The sequence below is a fragment of the Shewanella saliphila genome (genome assembly GCF_014648295.1).
Classification (GTDB): Bacteria; Pseudomonadota; Gammaproteobacteria; order Enterobacterales; family Shewanellaceae; genus Shewanella; species Shewanella saliphila.
In genome coordinates, this window is record NZ_BMQV01000011.1 from 1 (window position 1) to 15,763 (window position 15,763).

Genomic DNA, 15,763 nt, shown 5'->3' on the forward strand with positions numbered 1-15,763 from the left:
GGCTTCCTTCAGACCCTGCCGTTGGCCAGCAACGCCCTTGCCATTCGGATTATCTTCCCCTCAGTCGGGGTGATTCAGGTTTCTTTCAACCTGACGGGTTTGCCAGCTTCGCTGGGCAAACAAAAATGCCGCTCATTGATATGAGCGGCATTGATAATAACAGCAGTTATATTAGGTGATTAAGCGGCTTTTACATCGGTTTCTTCTGAGTGTCTGATTAAGTAATCAAACGCCCCAAGAGATGCGGTTGCGCCACTGCCCATGGCAATAATAATTTGCTTATATGGTGTGTGGGTCACATCACCTGCAGCAAACACACCAGGAATCGATGTTTGACCGCGCTCATCAACGATAATCTCGCCGCGAGGTGTCATATCAACCACACCTTTTAACCATTCAGTGTTTGGCACTAAACCAATTTGCACAAAAATACCGGCTAAGATAACTTCTTTACTTTCGCCGCTAGCACGGTCGGTATAAATCAAGCTGCTAACGCGAGTACCGTCGCCTTTTACTTCGGTAGTTTGCGCTTGAGTAATAATCGTAATATTACCCATTGATTTCGCTTTACGCTGCAATACTTCATCTGCACGTAACTTGCTGTCAAACTCAAGCACGGTCACATGTTCTACAATATTAGCTAGGTCAATTGCGGCTTCAATACCTGAGTTACCACCACCAATAACAGCAACACGTTTACCTTTAAATAACGGGCCGTCACAGTGTGGGCAATATGCGACGCCTTTACCGCGATATTCTTGTTCACCAGGCACGTTCATTTCTCTCCAACGTGCGCCAGTGGCCAACAATACGGTTTTACTGCTTAAGGTTGCGCCGCTTTCTAGCGTCACATCAAATAGGCCGTTTTTAGCGAGGCTTAATGCGCGCTGGTTCGCCATAATATCGACGTCATAGTCTTTAACATGCGCTTCTAAATTGGCAACCAGTTTTGGGCCTTCAGTTTTAGACACAGAGATAAAGTTTTCGATTCCGACGGTTTCAGCCACTTGGCCACCAAACTTATCAGCAACAATACCTGTGTTTAAGCCTTTACGAGCAGAATAAATCGCGGCTGCTGCACCTGCTGGGCCACCGCCAACAACCAACATATCGAATGCTGATTTTTGGTTTAATTGCTCGGCTTGTCTGCCGGCTGCATTTTTATCTAATTTATTCAGTACTTCAACAACGCTAATGGCACCTACAGAGAAAGCTTCGCCGTTTAAAAATACTGATGGTACTGACATGATATTGCGATCGGTCACTTCTTCTTGGAAAAGTGCACCGTCGATCATCACGTTAGTAATATTTGGGTTAATTGCCGCCATCATGTTCAGTGCTTGAATCACTTCAGGACAAGTTTGGCAACTTAATGACACATAGGTTTCAAAATGAAATTCACCAGGTAACTGACGAATTTGCTCAATGACTTGCTCATCCAATTTAATTGGGTGGCCGCCACTGTGTAATAACGCTAATACCAGTGAGGTAAATTCGTGACCCATTGGTAAACCGGCAAACGTAATGTTTGTGCCATTTTGTGGGTTAATGACGCTCATACTAGGGGTGCGTTTACCTTGTTGATATGTCACCGACACCAAGTCAGATGAATCAACAATATCTTGCGCCAAGCTGCTTAATTCTTTGGCTTTGTTTGAGTCATCCGCAGACACGACAAGTTCAACTGGGCGCTTGAGGTTTTGCAGATAGGTTTTCAGTTGATTTTTAACATTCGCGTCTAACATAACAACTCCTAAAAAAGGGAAATAATGGAAAAGTGGAGAGTGTTAGTCGGTGCCGGGGGAACACCGACTAACTGGAGATGATATTACTAACCTAAGGGTGAACTTAGCGGTTAGATTTTACCTACTAGGTCAATTGAAGGTGCTAATGTTTCTTCACCTGGCTGCCATTTAGCTGGACATACTTCGCCATCGTGAGTTGCAACATATTGTGCAGCTTGAATTTTACGAACTAATTCTGAAGCGCTACGGCCAATACCTAGGTCGTGAATTTCAGCAACTTTAACTTCGCCTTCTGGGTTCATCACGAAAGTACCACGTAGTGCTAAACCGTCTTCTTCAATCATCACACCGAAGTTACGAGTGATTGCGCCAGTTGGGTCACCGATCATTGGGTAAGTGATTTTACCGATAGTGTCAGAGCTTGCATGCCATGCTTTGTGAGTGAAGTGAGTGTCAGTTGATACTGAGTAAACTTCTACGCCCATCGCTTGTAGCTTTTCGTAATGGTCAGCCATGTCGCCTAATTCAGTAGGACATACGAAAGTGAAGTCAGCTGGGTAGAAAAATACGACAGACCATTTGCCAAGTAAGTCTTGTTCGGTAACGTCTACGAATGCACCGTTGTGAAATGCAGTTGCTTTGAATGGCTTGATAGTGCTGTTGATGATAGATTGTGTCATGTCATGCTCCATTAGATTAAGATTCATATAAACCCGACAACCTTGTGGTGTCGGAGATGATGAACAAGCTGCTCGTCATCTGATGTGAATCATAATAGCGATGGAGACCGATTAAGTATAACGGATAAAAACTATCACCTTAATCGGTTTTTTATATTGAACTTATTATTAATCGATAAAACCGCATAACACTCTTATTTTGTAAACTCACTCTATTGCCATGGACCAAAGCGGATTAATACTCGGCTAATATTAGTATCAAGCTTTTGCGATAAGTTTTGTAATGCTTGTTTATTGTTAGCCCCGGCAAAGTTACCACTGCCATTAGTGGCATAGACCACCCAGTTGCCGCCACCGGTTAAACAAGCATATACATGGGTAAAGTGGCTATAAAGCGTGTCGCGTAAGTGGGTATCACGGCTATGTTCTTTCCAGCAATTCAGCACTAAAAAGCCATCTGCTTTTAATAACTGTTTACTTTGTTTAATAAATAAATCGGTTAACTGTTGCTTGTCTACACCTTTGTTACTGTATATATCAGCAAAAACCACATCAACTTTTTTATGCTCGCCACCAGCCAAAAACACATTGGCGTCTTGATTGAGCAACGTAAGCTTTTTACTCAAGGGCAACTGAAAAAAGCGTTTAGCCACTTCAATAACTCTTTCACGCAATTCAACCGCAGTGATTTTAATCGCGGCATCAACATGACGCAGCGAGTGAACTAAGGCGCCGCCCCCTAACCCTAAAATAATCACACTTTTAGGTTGAGTGAATAACAACACGGACAACATTGCTTGCACATAAGTGTGCTGCGGTATGTAAGGCTGCGTTTTGTCCAGTTTACTTTGCTCGTCATTGTCGCCAAAAGATAACACGCGATAATCGCCATCATCGAGCACACAAAAATCACCAAAACTATCACTGTCGACATGCAATACTTTATAATCGGACATACTTTACTCTATGGCAGGTTTGGCTAATGGATTTCGCCAGCAACAAAGCCATATTGTACCCCAGGTTAATGCCACAAGTCCGTGGCTTATGGCCATTAATAAGCGTGATTTTTTCGAGCAGGAAACCGAGATGTTTAATCAGTTGTTGATGTGTATTGTGTATTTGGCTGTATTTACCTTTGCTCAGCGTCAGGTGAGCCATTGGATCCGCCAGCAAGCTAAGAAAAAACAAGTTAATGAAGTGCGCAGCAGAATGGTGACCCGGTTAATATCCTACTTTATGTTTTTTGTTACCTTGTCGGTTATGGCCGTGTCGCTAGGTTTAGGCTATCAGGAAGTGTCTCTTTTTGTGTCGTCAGCGTTTGCGGTACTAGGCGTGGCGTTATTTGCGCAGTGGTCTATTTTGAGCAACATTACCGCTGGCGTGCTGATATTTTTTGTTTTCCCTTATCGTATTGGCGATCGCATTCGTATTGTTGAAAAAGATGAAGACATGTCAGGGGTGATTGTCGAAATTTCGCTGTTTCATATTTTACTTAAACGCGAGTCGGGTGATGTGATGACTTACCCGAACAGTTTGTTATTGCAAAAAGGGGTGGTCAAGCTCCCTAATAATCAAGTGGCAACCAAAAAAGTCACCACTCGTAAAGCGATCCCCAAGCGTAAATAACGCTTTACCGACATAAATGAAAAAAGGCGCTAATGCGCCTTTTTTAATGCCTACTTCAGCCATTGATGCTAGTTCAGCACGCGCTGAAAAAATGCCACCGACTGTAAATACATTTGCAACGCTATTGCGGCATCATAACGCTCGCCTTCATCACGCATAAAGGCGTGCTGAGCATTCACTTCAAGCCAAGTAAAATTAGCATTTACTTGCTCAAGCTGCTGGTAAATAAGCTTACGGCCTTCTTTACTCACGTGCGGGTCTTGTTTACCAAACACCATCACTAACTCACCTTTAATATCGCCTGAACGGGTCAGTGAATCATTACCGGTTTGGCAAAGCAAAGTATTAGAATGAATGTCTGTAGGGTATAAACAGAAAGCACCGCTGATGTCAGGGTTTAATGCTGCGCGGTAAGCTAAATGACCGCCAATACACACACCCATTGCCCCCACTTTGTCTGAGCAAAATGATTGAGCGCGGGCAAAGTCGACTAATGCTTGAGTGTCGCTGTCATGCTGCTCTAATGGTTTAGCCCATTTGTCGGCATTGCCTTTATCTTTACCTGCTTCGTCATAGGCGAGTACGGTACCGATAGGATTTAATTCATGAAACACTTCAGGCACAAGCACCACAAAACCATGACCAGCAAGAATAGCCGCTGAGCGAGCTATTGGCGCCGTTTGCTGAAATATTTCTGAATAAAAAATAATTGTCGCAAATTGGCCTTTACTATCTGGGCGGTACAAGGTTGTACGCATTACACCTGTGGGCGTTGTAATGTCGTGCACTTCAGTTTTCGTAATCATATGATACCCATTCCATTGTGATTCTAGTGATGAGCGTTAGCCGTTAGCAATACTAAAACAACTCATTGTCACACACTTCACCAGACATTAATTGAGTGACGTTCATTAACGTAGTCGATGCGATAGCATTAAGTGCTTCGTCAGTTAAAAACGCTTGGTGACCAGTAAAGATTACATTATGACATGCTGATAAACGACGAAACACATCATCTTGAATAATCTCACTCGATTTATCTTCAAAGAACAGTCCTTTTTCGTTTTCGTAAACATCTAAGCCTAACGAACCAATATGACCATCTTTCAATGCTTCCATCGCATCAAAGGCATTTAATAATCCGCCACGGCTGGTGTTAATCACCATTACGCCTGGTTTCATTTTCTTAAAACTCGTTTGATTAAGTAAATGGTGGTTATCTTGAGTCAGTGGGCAATGCAAACTAATGATGTCACATAGAGGGTATAAAACGTCTAGGTCGACATACTCAACCCCAAGATCAGTAACCGCCTGGTTTGGATACGGGTCGTAGGCAATCACTTTACAGCCAAAACCCAGTAAAATTTTAATCGTCGCGACACCAATTTTACCCGTGCCTATCACCCCAACGGTTTTGCCAAACATGTTAAAACCCACTAAGCCCGATAAAGCAAAGTTTGCATCACGCGTGCGTTGGTAGGCTTTATGGATTTTACGATTTAACGTTAGCATTAATGCAACAGAGTGCTCTGCGACTGACTCAGGAGAGTAGGCCGGTACGTTAACCACTTTCATGCCTAAACGCTCAGCAGCAATCAGGTCAACATTGTTAAACCCAGCACAGCGCATAGCAATAATTTTAGCACCCCCTTTGGCGAGCTCAACTAACACTTCTTCACATAATGAGTCGTTAACGAATGCGCAAACCACTTCATAGCCTTCAGCTAGTTTGACGTTTTGCATACATAGGCGGTAATCAAAGTATTCAATATCAACATTAAACTGTTGATTAGTACGATTGAAATGAACAATATCGTAAGGTTTCGCGCTAAAAAATCCGATTCTCATAAGTATCCAAATTAGCCGTTGTAGATGGTGAGGATGAGTCTATGCCTCCCCCCAAAAAGATACGTTAATTGTATGTGAATTCGCAGTTGTTGTCGTTAATATCACATTGGATAAACACCAAATTGTGATCCAGTTTGCGTTGCCTTTAAACTAGTCTTTAACCTTGATTTGCGCTAAACAAACGTTAAATCACACCATCAAGTAATTAGGCTATCGCAATCAGTATAAAAACCGCATTGCGTTGCGATAATTTAACGCGTTTAGGCAAGGCAACATCTCAATACGTTTCGCCATTAAACAATGAAACACTGGCGCAAGGCACAATGCACTGACATTTTTATACTGAATATTAAATTCTGTTGTCTGTGAAACAAACCACAAATTGGCGTGCTAATCACTGTTTACATTAGCATTACTTGTTAGTATTAAAGTGTTGTTAAACTAAGACAGTCATTTATGAAGAATAAAGAGAAAATGCCGGTATCTGAAGGTCGATTTTGGGTAGAGCGGATCAGTAAAACATCACTGAGGGCGATTCATATTATTGGTGTCGTGGGCAGTGGCGGCGGGATCATGTTTGATCTTGATTTATCATTATGGTTTAACTACTGGCTCGCTGCAGTTTGCTCTGGGGTGTTACTGATGAGCTGGGAAATCATACGAGACTGGCGTTGGCTTATTCAATTAAAAGGGGTATTAACGTTATTAAAGATTGTACTGCTTGGCTTTTTTATTCAAATAAGTCAGTGTAAGTCTGAATTAGTCATCTTTATTATTCTATTATCTGTTATTGTATCTCATGGTCCTGCGGGATTGCGCCATTACTCAATCGTGCATCGCAAGGTGATCCAGAGCCGCAAAGAAATTAAAGGTTAACAAAAAGGACATGGGATGTTCCCTTACCCAGAACAATATCGCATCGCACTCCCTCCTCTCACGACGGGGTTTATGGTTATTTGGGCCATTTTAAGCCATACCATCTTCGCCGATGCGAGCCCGTTTGCTTTATACCCATTATTTTTATTATTTATTGTCGTTGTTGGGGCACACTTTTACCTGATAGTCATGTCAAAAGGGATGCAACGCCTCGACCAATGCTTTTACGCATTAGTGCATATTCCACTAGCATTTGTAGTATGGACATTCACCATAATGCACGTAAACGGCCACGCCTTTTCTTAATCATTATGCAACACTTGCACATCTCGGTGTCCAACGGTATCGTTGCCGCGAATTGACTGACGAGACCCTCATAATGGCTGACTTTATTTATAATCCACCGACCACACCTTGGTTAGATATATTGCATCAAGATAAAGACATTATCGTGATCAATAAACCATCGGGGTTACTGTCAGTGCCAGGTAGAGAAGCGATTTATCATGACAGTGTTTACTCGCGTGTTTTAGCTGAACACCCTAATGCACAAATAGTCCATCGCCTTGACATGGCAACATCAGGTGTCATTGTTGTGGCACTGCGCCGCAATGCTGAGCGAGAGCTTAAAAGGCAATTTCGCGAGCGTGAAACCGCTAAAACCTATTATGCGCGAGTCGCTGGTCATGTGAGCAAACAAGTCACCCAAGTTGATTTACCACTAATTTGTGATTGGCCTAATCGACCAAAACAAAAAGTGGACCATAACGTTGGTAAACCCTCAACTACTCTGGTTGAAATTGTCAGTTATGCCACTAAATCAACATTGGTCAAACTCACCCCCATTACTGGGCGTTCGCATCAATTGCGGGTACACATGATGGCACTAGGCCACCCGATTTTGGGCGATGGTTTTTATGCCGACCCATTGGCAAAAAGTTTATCTCCACGTTTATTGCTCCATGCGGCTGCATTAACCATTAGCCATCCGTATACACAAGCGCAAATGCACTTCGAATCACCGGCAGAGTTTATCGAACCGACTGCAATCCAATAATTTGAATCGACAAAGATAAACATTAGATAAACATTATTAATTTCACCCGTAATTTTTCTGGCTATTATGCAATGAAAGACGTAGATTTATGGCCAAATAGTGATTTATTAGGTTCAATACTGTGGATAGCTCATTTCAACGCGACGATTTAGACAATCAAATCCTGACGGCACTAATGGAAGATGCTCGTACACCATTTGCAGAGCTGGCAAAACGCTTTAATGTAAGCGCGGGTACGATTCACGTCCGTGTTGAAAAAATGAAACAAGCTGGCATTATTACCGGTGCACAAATCACTGTTAACCCAAAAGCCCTGGGTTACGACGTATGTTGTTTTATTGGCATCAACCTCAAAAGTGCCGGTGATTACCCTGCGGCAATCGCCAAACTCAATGCCCTTGAAGAAGTGGTTGAAGCCTATTACACCACCGGAAATTACTCTGTTTTTGTAAAGGTAATGTGCCAGTCTATCGATGGTTTACAACATGTGCTGATTAATCGCATTCAATCGATTGATGAAATCCAGTCCACAGAAACCTTAATTAGCCTGCAAAACCCTATTGTTAGAGCTGTAAAGCCTTAACATGCAATAGCCTCCCCCTTTAATATGACCTCCATCACAAACCTCGGTTAACATTTAATTACTTTTTTATTAACTTATGGTGTGACTTTTGTTAATTAGTTGTGCTACAAATGCAGTGATGCATCATAGAATGCAACATAAAACTAATTACATTAAAAACACCATCACTTAAAAATCATCGTCTTAGCGCGATACTCCCTCAAATTAAGTGATGTCTAATAACAAGGAAGAAGTTGTGAAGACAAAACTAGCCATTGCCATCTCGGCCGCACTAATCTCTAGTGCAGCATTTGCAGAAACTGCAAGCAAATACAACACCACTGACCGAGTTAATAATGAATACGCAGGTATAAAAGCCACTAAATCAGAAAAGCAATCAACTATCTCTGCTTGGATGATCAAACTAAATACCCAATCAGTGTCTCAACAATCACGTTTATCGAAAGTCTCTTCAGCTCAAGCTGCTGCATCTATTCAAGAGTCTCAAGCTCGAGTGTTAAGCTCAATTGAAAGTCTGGGCACTGATATTGAAGTCGTAGGACAAACCTCAAACCTGGTTAACTCGATTTTAGTAAAAGCTGACAAAGCACAGTTAGTATCACTATTAAAAAACGCTGACGTTGCAGATATTTTACCTATTTACGACTACGAGCTGCATGTAGCAGATAGTGCAGATTATATCGGTGCAACTGCGGTAATCGAAGCGGGTACTGCATCTGGTCAAGGTCAAACCGTTGCCGTGTTAGATACCGGTGTAGATTACACTCACGCAGCATTGGGTGGCTCTGGTGACATTGCTGATTATGAAGCTGCAGTAGCAGCGAAAGCAGATATGCCAAACTGGCCGCAAGGTAAAGTCGTTGGCGGTTATGACTTTATTAACTACGACCCTAACCCGATAGATGTTGATACTAATCATGGTACTCATGTGAGCCATTCAGTTGTGGGGATCGCACCAGATGTTGAATTGTATGTTTATTCTGTCTGTGATTCAGGTTGTCCTGGTCTAGCGCAACTTTACGCGTTAGAAGCCGCCATGGATCCTAATGGTGATGGCGATATCTCTGACCGTGTTGACACAGTTAATATGTCCCTCGGTGGTGATTTCGGCGACTCTAAAGAAGGCGCTGTTCAAGAACTGATTGATGAAATGGTTGAGCTAGGTGTAAACCTTGTAATTTCAGCAGGTAATGATGGTGCGACACCATTTGTTGTTGGTGGACCAAGTACGTCTGCTAATGCATTATCTGTCGGCGCAATGACTCACCCAACCGTGACCGCAGGTAAAATCACAGCAACGGCTGCTGGAGTTGAACTAGCGCCAATTAGCGCTGCATTTAACACCTCTAATGAATTTTCATTTAGCAACACAACCGCCCCATTAGTACTCCCTACGGATAACTTAAATGGTTGTGATCCATTTGCAGATGACGTCGACTTTACAGGTAAAACGGTAATCATTGACCGTGGTGGCTGTGGTTTTGTAGATAAAGTCTTTCACGCTCAAGAAAGTGGTGCATCATTTGTCATTGTTGCCAATAACGTAGAGGGTGATGGTGCATTTACCATGGGCGGTTCAAATCCAGACATCACCATCCCATCTGTAATGATTTCTAAAGAGGAAGGTGATGCACTTAAAGAAGCAATGGCTGAAGGTGATGTTGTATTCTCCATTACTTCAGTAGAAGTCACCACAGCGGGTGCAATGGCAAGCTTCACCTCACGTGGACCATCAATTGCTGGAACACTAAAACCAGAAATCACAGCTCCTGGCACCTCGATTATGACTGCTCACCCAGGGCTCGGTGATGAGTTATCACCTATTAGCGGAACGTCATTCTCTAGCCCGATTACTGCTGGCGCAATGAGTATTATTAAAGAAGCATTACCAAATCGCAGTGCGCTTGAAATCAAAGCCACGATGATGAATGCTGCAAACTTGAATGTGACTGTTGAGCCTATCGCATTAAATGAAGATGCTGAGTTAGCACCGATTAGTTACATTGGTGCAGGCTTGGTCGACATTGAGAAATCAATTAATCTTCCTGTAGCGGCATACGACAAAGATACTATGCAAGCTGCTTTAGCCTTTGGTCTTGTTTCATTAAGTGAAACAACATCAATGACTAAGACCATTTCTGTGAAAAACTTCTCAGCAGAAGCGAAAACTTACACATTAATGGCAGAGCAACGCTTCCAAAATGATATCGATTCAGAGGCTGTGACTTTTGAGATGCCAGAAAGCATCCAAATTCCTGCAGGTCAAACGAAAACCTTTGATGTAACTGTCACAATTGATCCTACAAGCCTTCCTGAGTGGACCTTGGATTCATCATATGAGTTAGGCGGTACTGCTAGCGAGGCATCTGATGCGCTAACATTATCAGAATATGATGGCGCAATTAAGTTCATGGATGGTGAAGAGCAAGCATTGCATGTTGTTTATCACATTCTACCAAAAGCGGCTGCAGCTGCATCTGTAGCCACTGAAGTGACCGATGACGGTATTGTGAAAACATTAATTAACGTTGGTGCAACAGCAATTACCGCTCCATTTAGCGCACCATTAACAGCAACCAGCCCTGTTGACATGTCTTTACGCCATGACTTACTCAATGCTTCAAGTGAATTAGCAGGCAGCTCAACGTGTGATGAAGGCATTGCAATTTGGAACACCTTCCAAATGCGAGACCCAATTGTACATGGTTTAGTAGCTAGTTATAACGTCGACTATGATATTGATAATGATGGTGTATATGATTTCACAGCAAAAACCATCAACTTAGATTGGTTCAGCAGCAATACCGTAACATACCCACGAGCACTCTACGGTTTTGTTACGGATTATGGCACAGGCAGCGGAGTCTTCTCTCCGGCTTACCATGTTACCGGTAATGACTTCTTATCAATCAAAGCTTGTTTTGAAGATATTGGGCTAACAGCTACGGATTTAGGCGCATCTATTGGCGTACGTTTCCGTGTAGAAGAAGCCGACTGGGCACCTGTATCTACAGGAACAGGAGATGAATCGGAAGCGACGTTATTACTTGACGGCACAGATGCCATAGCTGGTTTAGTTGATGCTGAAGGCGAAGTGGTTACGGAGCTACAACCAGGCGAAAGTGCAATACTTGTAAGCCAAGTTGGTGGTAACTCTTTAGGTTATATGTTGCTGTCTGATAATGGTTCTATGTCAGTTGTTGCAAACACAACGGATGAAGGCAACGAAGCCCCCACAGTTGAAGACCTAGTACTTTATGTAGACAAAGGTGCTGCTGCAGGCACTGAACTTGGTCAAGTTGTTGCAACAGACCCTGATATGCTAACAAGCCCAGTATCAGAGTTTATTGTTATCAGCTCTAACTCAAGCATGTTCATGATTGACGCTAAAGGTAAAGTCAGCTTAAGCGACACTGCTGTCATTGACCAAACGAGCGAAACCATGGAAGCACAAGTTGTTGCTATCGACACCATGGGTAACCGTTCTGAAATGGCAACGGTTTCTGTCATGATTAACAACACGACTCCAACTGTTGCGCCTACAGGCATGACAAGTACTGAAGGCTTTATTGTTACAGCACGAGCGAACGGTAGCGATGCTGACGGCGATACACTAACGTACAACTGGGTACAAACAAGTGGTCCTTCGGTTAGCTTTACCAATGGTGGTGAAAAAATTAGCTTTACAGCACCATCAGGTAGTAGCTCAATTAAGTTCTCTGTAACGGCGTCTGATACGCGTGTAGAGAGTGAGCCAGGTACAGCAACGATTACTGTAACCGAAAAAGAAGAGAAATCTTCTGGTGGTTCTATGGGTTGGTTAACTGCACTATTACTGCCATTAGCTGCATTACGTCGTCGTAAGCACTAATTCTGAGTAATTAATAATTTGGTAACCCCAAATTAATCAAAAAAAACCAGCTGCGTAGGTAGCTGGTTTTTTTATGCATCAAATTCGAAGAATCAATATTTTATCTACCCAAAAATCATCTGCATAATTAGGGGTTGAAGAAAAATCAACTTGAGGGCGATTTCGAACTAAAAATCTGCCTAGAAATCTGTAATTTAGTCAATAAAAATCAAAAATGCTTTAAAACGCTAGGCATTGAGTATCAATGAGTGACTCTTTTTACCATCACGACAAAAACGTATTAGAAAATCACCACAAAACTTAAAAACAGAGACCATGAAAGAGATTTTAGGCTGATTAACGTGGGTCTATTGAAGAGATAAAAGCGCAGCTCATCCCAAAGGAATACGCTAAGCTTTTGATTAGTCTAGATATAAAAAAGCCCCGACATAAGTCGAGGCTTTTTTATTTAAATATGGTACCGGTGGGCGGACTTGAACCGCCACGCTCGAAAGCAACGGATTTTGAATCCGTCGTGTATACCAATTTCACCACACCGGCAGAGATTTTAAACTGTATTGAGTTTTGCAAAGTAATCTAGTTAACTCAAATATCTTTGCAAAGCAATAATACATACTCAATTTATATTGTCACAATTGAGTGTGGGCGATTATACCTTTGCTTGTGACAATGGCAAGCCCTTTAACGATTCTTTTCTATAAAAATCACCTGATTGCTCAAAAGTCATTCGCATCCCCTTAATCCATGTTCTAAGCGCTTTTTTGTGAGCTGTTTAGCAGATTTAACCTTTCAATAACACCTTGAGTGACAGTATTGATCAAGATCACCATTAAGGTGGCAATTTCATTTTATGATGACCTTGATTTCATATTTCAGAGGATAAGAATCATGGCATTTTGGCTAGATTTAATGTTTGGTAACCCAATTGGATTACTTTCAATGATTGTAATTTTCAGTACGCTGGGAATTATGTCTTATCTGACGTGGATGTTTATTGTGAAGTCTGCACCGGTTAAGTGAGTCTCTTAATCGGTTAAGTTATTTTACTGCATTATTCAATACTTCCTTGCGAATGATACAATTAGGGGGCTTTATAGCCCCCATTTTTTTACTTCAAATTTTAAGGTTACGCTGCATGCTTTCGTGCTTGAACAAGCCCGTTAATAAAATGCGGTCTGGTTTTAATCAAGTAACTCATTTCTTCAGCACTTGGCTCTCCTGCCGGCAAACGCAGCACATCGCGATTTAAATATACACGCGCTAGCATCGAAATCTTGTAATCTGCGGTTGGCCCTTGAATCGCGTAATGGCGTTCATTACCTAGCACCTCTAAAATATTCGTATCGACTAGGTTTTTCACTGCTAACTCATTTTTTGGCAGAGTCAAAATAGTTTGTCCTTGTAAAAAGAACTCTCGCAGCAAAGCGCGTTCTGCAGGGTCTAATAATTTAACTTTTGCCTCAATAGTTTCTACTGTGCGCTTTTGGCGTAAATTAACGATGGCTTCGTCCACAATAAAGGCAAAAAGCTGACTTAAAAAATAAGCCACACCAATAATCAATCCTAAGCCAATAAATTGTCCATAGGCTGTGACAAGGTGATCTAAAGATAAACTTACCAGAATATTTTTTGGGGCAAACAACAAACTCGCACAAGTGACCACACCCCATGCCATTACACTGACCAACACACGTTTGCCGTTCAGTAAATTCATCATACCTATATTCATTTTCATCATAGCTCGCTCACAGTGTCAGATTTTTGAACCTAACCCCAACAAAGCAAATATAGTGCCAAGAGAGTATAAATAATACCAATTCCACTAATTATCTGGTCATTCAGCGGGAGTTCTGTGCCTTCTAAGCAAGTAATAGAATTGTAGGCATAGTTGCTCTCGGCAACTGCTCCTGCGTTGCTCTACCTCCTGCATCCATGCAGTCGTACGTCAAAATGCTATTAAGCAGCATAGAAGGCACAGAAACCCGCCTTGTAGGAGGCTCTCAGACTGTCCATTTCTTTGTTGCATTGTCTTAGAAGGGAATAACCATTATTTCAACAATGCGCCTCAAACTGAACAATCTGAGTGACTCTGATTGGTCACATAATTAATGGAAATGGTATAACCTGAATTTGGGATAATAAAACAATGACTAAGTAAAGTTAGGTAATAGAATGGCCGCAATAATCATGCTTTCATCTTACGGCCAATAAAGGTAGATAGTGGGTGGCGCTCAATATTTTACGACTAGTCATTGCTGACATGCTGAACCGCATTACCTCAAATAGCCAATGGCGTTAACATATAGAGTGTTTATAAGATCAGGCGCTTTGACAAAAATATCTGCGTTAACGTGCTTATTTAGCCGCCAATTTAGTGAGTACTCGACTCACCGCAACAAAAGCAAAGGTGCCCGTCACCATGGTAATAGCACCAAAACCAGAAGCGCAATCCATACGCATACTGCCTTCCGCCGTTGCTTTGGTATTGCACACACTCCCGTCTGCTTGTGGGTAAACTAAGTGTTGGCTTGAAAATACCGCATCAACAGCAAAACGACGTTGGACATTTTTACTAAAGTTGTACTCTTTACGCAGTATGTTGCGCACTTTAGCCAATAAAGGATCTTGGACGGTTTTCGCTAAGTCAGTAACCTGAATTAACGTTGGGTCAGTTTGCCCACCCGCGCCGCCAATCGTCACCAATGGCATTTTATTGCGCTTACACCAGGCGATTAAACCTGCTTTTTGTTTAACCGCATCAATACAGTCAACGACATAGTCAATCGTGCCGCCTTGCGATGCTGGGACAAAATATTGACTTAAATTATCGAGCGTCACAAAGTCTTCCACTTCATTAACCACGCATTCAGGGTTAATCTCGTTAATCCGCTTTGCCATCACCTCAACTTTAGACTGGCCAATGGTAGAGGTTAATGCATGAATTTGACGATTGGTATTGGTCACGCAAATATCGTCTAAATCAATTAAGGTGATTTGGCCAATACCACTGCGAGCTAATGCTTCGGCAACCCAGGTTCCTACACCACCAATCCCGACCACTACCACGTGGGCCTGCGAGAAAGTCGTCAGCGCAGCTTGGCCATATAAACGACCAACACCAGCAAAACGATGAGTATAAGATTCAGACAACATGGGTTACGCCTCAATTAACAACTAATTTCGAGGCGATTCTAGCCGATTTAACCCTAAAGCTAAATGCTTGTTGAAGATAAACGGTTAACTGACTCCATTGCACCATTTTGAGGCAAGCATTTTTTACTGCAGACTATTGATTTGATTATTTATTAACCTTGATAGACTAAGGTCTAGCGATCCAAGCCATTAATATGCTCAACAATTAAATTAACATACGCTAAACTAACGCCTTACCGCTTTTTCTCAGTGTGCTAGCCTACTTAGCAATAAATAGGAACATCCCAAAAGAGGTATATAGACACGAAAAAGTATCATTTTTTG

14 protein-coding genes and 1 tRNA gene are annotated in these 15,763 nt (G+C 42.1%); 7 read left to right on the forward strand and 8 right to left on the reverse strand.

The annotated features are described in order from the left end of the window. Positions 1 to 179: 179 nt before the first annotated feature. From ahpF to IEY48_RS07345, 3 genes are all read right to left on the reverse strand, one after another. A complete protein-coding gene (gene ahpF / locus IEY48_RS07335; RefSeq protein WP_188918818.1) occupies positions 180 to 1,745 on the reverse strand; it encodes an alkyl hydroperoxide reductase subunit F in 1,566 nt (521 codons plus the stop codon). 110 nt (positions 1,746 to 1,855) lie between these two features. Beyond that, a complete protein-coding gene (gene ahpC, locus IEY48_RS07340; protein ID WP_188918820.1) occupies positions 1,856 to 2,425 on the reverse strand; it encodes an alkyl hydroperoxide reductase subunit C in 570 nt (189 codons plus the stop codon). A gap of 212 nt (positions 2,426 to 2,637) precedes the next feature. Next, complete coding sequence (locus IEY48_RS07345) at positions 2,638 to 3,381, reverse strand: spermidine synthase (protein WP_188918822.1); 744 nt, start codon at positions 3,379 to 3,381, stop codon at positions 2,638 to 2,640. A 130-nt stretch (positions 3,382 to 3,511) separates the two neighbouring features. Between IEY48_RS07345 and IEY48_RS07350 the strand changes: the two genes are divergently transcribed. Then, complete coding sequence (locus tag IEY48_RS07350; RefSeq protein WP_188918968.1) at positions 3,512 to 4,051, forward strand: mechanosensitive ion channel domain-containing protein; 540 nt, start codon at positions 3,512 to 3,514, stop codon at positions 4,049 to 4,051. 68 nt (positions 4,052 to 4,119) lie between these two features. Here IEY48_RS07350 and IEY48_RS07355 read toward each other — a convergent pair whose 3' ends face one another. Then, positions 4,120 to 4,857, reverse strand: coding sequence for a dienelactone hydrolase family protein (locus IEY48_RS07355; RefSeq protein WP_188918824.1), 738 nt, complete (start codon positions 4,855 to 4,857; stop codon positions 4,120 to 4,122). A 52-nt stretch (positions 4,858 to 4,909) separates the two neighbouring features. Beyond that, the gene (locus IEY48_RS07360) at positions 4,910 to 5,899 is read right to left on the reverse strand and encodes a 2-hydroxyacid dehydrogenase (RefSeq protein ID WP_188918826.1); all 990 of its coding nucleotides are present in this window, start codon (positions 5,897 to 5,899) and stop codon (positions 4,910 to 4,912) included. Between the two features lie 456 nt (positions 5,900 to 6,355). On the opposite strand from IEY48_RS07360, the gene IEY48_RS07365 reads away from it, so the two are divergent. The 5 genes from IEY48_RS07365 (at position 6,356) to IEY48_RS07385 (ending at position 12,286) form a co-directional block, all read left to right on the forward strand. After that, positions 6,356 to 6,775 carry a hypothetical protein gene (locus IEY48_RS07365; protein WP_188918828.1) on the forward strand — a complete coding sequence of 140 codons (420 nt, stop codon included), beginning with the start codon at positions 6,356 to 6,358 and terminating at the stop codon, positions 6,773 to 6,775. 15 nt (positions 6,776 to 6,790) lie between these two features. Continuing rightward, entirely contained in the window at positions 6,791 to 7,081 is a 291-nt protein-coding gene (locus IEY48_RS07370) for a hypothetical protein (RefSeq protein ID WP_188918830.1), read from the forward strand. Positions 7,082 to 7,154: 73 nt separating this feature from the next. Continuing rightward, positions 7,155 to 7,832: a bifunctional tRNA pseudouridine(32) synthase/23S rRNA pseudouridine(746) synthase RluA gene (gene rluA, locus IEY48_RS07375; protein ID WP_188918832.1), complete on the forward strand. Its 678-nt coding sequence runs from the start codon at positions 7,155 to 7,157 to the stop codon at positions 7,830 to 7,832. A gap of 121 nt (positions 7,833 to 7,953) precedes the next feature. Beyond that, positions 7,954 to 8,415, forward strand: a complete 462-nt coding sequence (gene asnC, locus IEY48_RS07380) for a transcriptional regulator AsnC (protein WP_188918834.1) — start codon at positions 7,954 to 7,956, stop codon at positions 8,413 to 8,415. A gap of 235 nt (positions 8,416 to 8,650) precedes the next feature. After that, positions 8,651 to 12,286, forward strand: a complete 3,636-nt coding sequence (locus tag IEY48_RS07385; protein ID WP_188918836.1) for a S8 family serine peptidase — start codon at positions 8,651 to 8,653, stop codon at positions 12,284 to 12,286. A gap of 455 nt (positions 12,287 to 12,741) precedes the next feature. Here the strand turns inward: IEY48_RS07385 and IEY48_RS07390 are convergent. After that, positions 12,742 to 12,826, reverse strand: a tRNA-Leu gene (locus IEY48_RS07390). Positions 12,827 to 13,174: 348 nt separating this feature from the next. Here IEY48_RS07390 and IEY48_RS07395 point away from each other — a divergent pair. After that, positions 13,175 to 13,306 carry a DUF3149 domain-containing protein gene (locus IEY48_RS07395; RefSeq protein ID WP_188918838.1) on the forward strand — a complete coding sequence of 44 codons (132 nt, stop codon included), beginning with the start codon at positions 13,175 to 13,177 and terminating at the stop codon, positions 13,304 to 13,306. Positions 13,307 to 13,412: 106 nt separating this feature from the next. Here IEY48_RS07395 and IEY48_RS07400 read toward each other — a convergent pair whose 3' ends face one another. Further along, entirely contained in the window at positions 13,413 to 14,024 is a 612-nt protein-coding gene (locus tag IEY48_RS07400; RefSeq protein ID WP_188918840.1) for a superinfection exclusion B family protein, read from the reverse strand. A gap of 617 nt (positions 14,025 to 14,641) precedes the next feature. Beyond that, on the reverse strand, positions 14,642 to 15,439 hold the full coding sequence (tcdA, locus tag IEY48_RS07405; protein WP_373293712.1) for a tRNA cyclic N6-threonylcarbamoyladenosine(37) synthase TcdA: 798 nt from the start codon (positions 15,437 to 15,439) through the stop codon (positions 14,642 to 14,644). Positions 15,440 to 15,763: the final 324 nt, after the last annotated feature.

Coding starts and splice junctions, on each gene's coding strand:
- IEY48_RS07400 (WP_188918840.1), bottom strand. CDS start 14,024: ATGATGAAAATGAATATAGGTATGATGAATTTACTGAACGGCAAACGT.
- IEY48_RS07355 (WP_188918824.1), bottom strand. CDS start 4,857: ATGATTACGAAAACTGAAGTGCACGACATTACAACGCCCACAGGTGTA.
- IEY48_RS07350 (WP_188918968.1), top strand. CDS start 3,512: ATGTTTAATCAGTTGTTGATGTGTATTGTGTATTTGGCTGTATTTACC.
- tcdA (WP_373293712.1), bottom strand. CDS start 15,439: ATGTTGTCTGAATCTTATACTCATCGTTTTGCTGGTGTTGGTCGTTTA.
- IEY48_RS07345 (WP_188918822.1), bottom strand. CDS start 3,381: ATGTCCGATTATAAAGTATTGCATGTCGACAGTGATAGTTTTGGTGAT.
- ahpC (WP_188918820.1), bottom strand. CDS start 2,425: ATGACACAATCTATCATCAACAGCACTATCAAGCCATTCAAAGCAACT.
- ahpF (WP_188918818.1), bottom strand. CDS start 1,745: ATGTTAGACGCGAATGTTAAAAATCAACTGAAAACCTATCTGCAAAAC.
- IEY48_RS07360 (WP_188918826.1), bottom strand. CDS start 5,899: ATGAGAATCGGATTTTTTAGCGCGAAACCTTACGATATTGTTCATTTC.
- IEY48_RS07365 (WP_188918828.1), top strand. CDS start 6,356: ATGAAGAATAAAGAGAAAATGCCGGTATCTGAAGGTCGATTTTGGGTA.
- rluA (WP_188918832.1), top strand. CDS start 7,155: ATGGCTGACTTTATTTATAATCCACCGACCACACCTTGGTTAGATATA.
- IEY48_RS07395 (WP_188918838.1), top strand. CDS start 13,175: ATGGCATTTTGGCTAGATTTAATGTTTGGTAACCCAATTGGATTACTT.
- IEY48_RS07370 (WP_188918830.1), top strand. CDS start 6,791: ATGTTCCCTTACCCAGAACAATATCGCATCGCACTCCCTCCTCTCACG.